General features: G+C 51.8%; 2 rRNA genes. Both read left to right on the top strand.

The features are described 5' to 3' along the window. A 23S ribosomal RNA gene (locus J2Y43_RS33470) occupies positions 1 to 1,618 on the top strand; the annotation flags it as partial. 220 nt (positions 1,619 to 1,838) lie between these two features. Next, positions 1,839 to 1,950: ribosomal RNA gene (gene rrf / locus J2Y43_RS33475) — 5S ribosomal RNA — on the top strand. Positions 1,951 to 1,957 lie beyond the last annotated feature (7 nt).

The following is a 1,957-nucleotide window of genomic DNA, read 5'->3' on the forward strand; positions in this document are numbered from 1 at the left end:
ATCGGTAGGGGAGCATTCTCACAGGGGTGAAGGTTTGGCGTAAGCTGGGCTGGACTGGTGAGAAAAGCAAATGTAGGCATAAGTAACGATAATGCGGATGAGAAATCCGCACACCGAAAGACTAAGGATTCCTCCGCTATGCTAATCAACGGAGGGTTAGGCGGGGCCTAAGGGATAGCCGACAGGCGACCCCCGATGGACAGCAGGTTAATATTCCTGCCCCTGCATGCAGTGTGAAAAAGTGACGGAGCGACGTGGATGGTACGTACTGACGGAATAGTGCGTTGAGCCGAGCCTACGGGCAAAGCGAACCATCGAAGACGCTTCCAAGAAAAGCTTTTGAAACGCCAGCTGTATGCAGCCCGTACCGTAAACCGACACAGGTAGTCGAGAAGAATATTCTAAGGTGCTCGAGTGAATCACGGCTAAGGAACTCGGCAAATTAACCCTGTAACTTCGGGAGAAGGGGAGCCTCCTCTGCAAAGAGAGGCCGCAGAGAAATGGCCCAGGCGACTGTTTAGCAAAAACACAGGGCTCTGCCAAAACGAAAGTTGACGTATAGGGCCTGACACCTGCCCGGTGCTGGAAGGTTAAGAGGGGATGTCATCGCAAGAGAAGCATTGAATCGAAGCCCCAGTAAACGGCGGCCGTAACTATAACGGTCCTAAGGTAGCGAAATTCCTTGTCGGGTAAGTTCCGACCTGCACGAATGGTGTAACGATCTGGGCACTGTCTCGGCCGTGAGCTCGGTGAAATTGTAGTAGCGGTGAAGATGCCGCTTACCCGCCACGGGACGGAAAGACCCCGTGCACCTTTACTATAGCTTTGCATTGTTTTCGGGTCAGGGATGTGTAGGATAGGTGGGAGGCTGTGAATGGGCGTCGCCAGGCGTTCAGGAGCCAACGTTGAAATACCACCCTTCGCTGGCCTGGGATCTAACTGCTCGATGAGCAGGACCGTGCATGGTGGGTAGTTTGACTGGGGTGGTCGCCTCCAAAAGTGTAACGGAGGCTTCCAAAGGTCTGCTCAACACGCTTGGTAACCGTGTGTGGAGTGCAATAGTACAAGCAGGCTTGACTGCGAGACCGACGGGTCGAGCAGGTGGGAAACCAGGGTATAGTGATCCGGTGGTTCTGTATGGAAGGGCCATCGCTCAAAGGATAAAAGGTACGCCGGGGATAACAGGCTGATCTCCCCCAAGAGCTCACATCGACGGGGAGGTTTGGCACCTCGATGTCGGCTCGTCACATCCTGGGGCTGGAGAAGGTCCCAAGGGTTCGGCTGTTCGCCGATTAAAGTGGCACGCGAGCTGGGTTCAGAACGTCGTGAGACAGTTCGGTCCCTATCTGTGGTGGGCGTAGGAAGATTGACGGGGGCTGCCTTTAGTACGAGAGGACCGAGGTGGACCCACCGCTGGTGAGCCGGTTGTTACGCCAGTAGCATGGCCGGGTAGCTATGTGGGGAATAGATAAGCGCTGAAAGCATCTAAGTGCGAAACTAGCCCGAAGATGAATCTTCCACATAAGGGTCGTTGTAGACTACGACGTTGATAGGCTGCAGGTACACGTGTCGAAATACACTTAGCTGAGCAGTACTAATTACCCAACAGCTTGCTCATTTAATCTTTATCTTCATCTCTTCTACTTCCAATATGACATGAAAAAGTTTATGAGTCAAAAGTTCATGAGTCAAAAGTCAAGATTAGTTTACTTCTAGACTTTGAACTCCTAAACTCATCAACTCCACTCAAAGATCTTGTTGGTGGCTATTGGTCTGGTTCGGAGTCGCGTTCGACTTCAACTCTTCCCATAGCGAACAAATAAACCAACTACAATCTTGTTGGTGGCTATTGGTCTGGTGTTCACCTCTTCCCATCCCGAACAGAGAAGTTAAGCCCGGATCCGCCGATGATACTTGGTTCAAACCCGGTAAAGTAGGTAGCCGCCACAATTATTAA

Source organism: Dyadobacter sp. BE31 (assembly GCF_031457695.1).
GTDB lineage: Bacteria > Bacteroidota > Bacteroidia > Cytophagales > Spirosomataceae > Dyadobacter.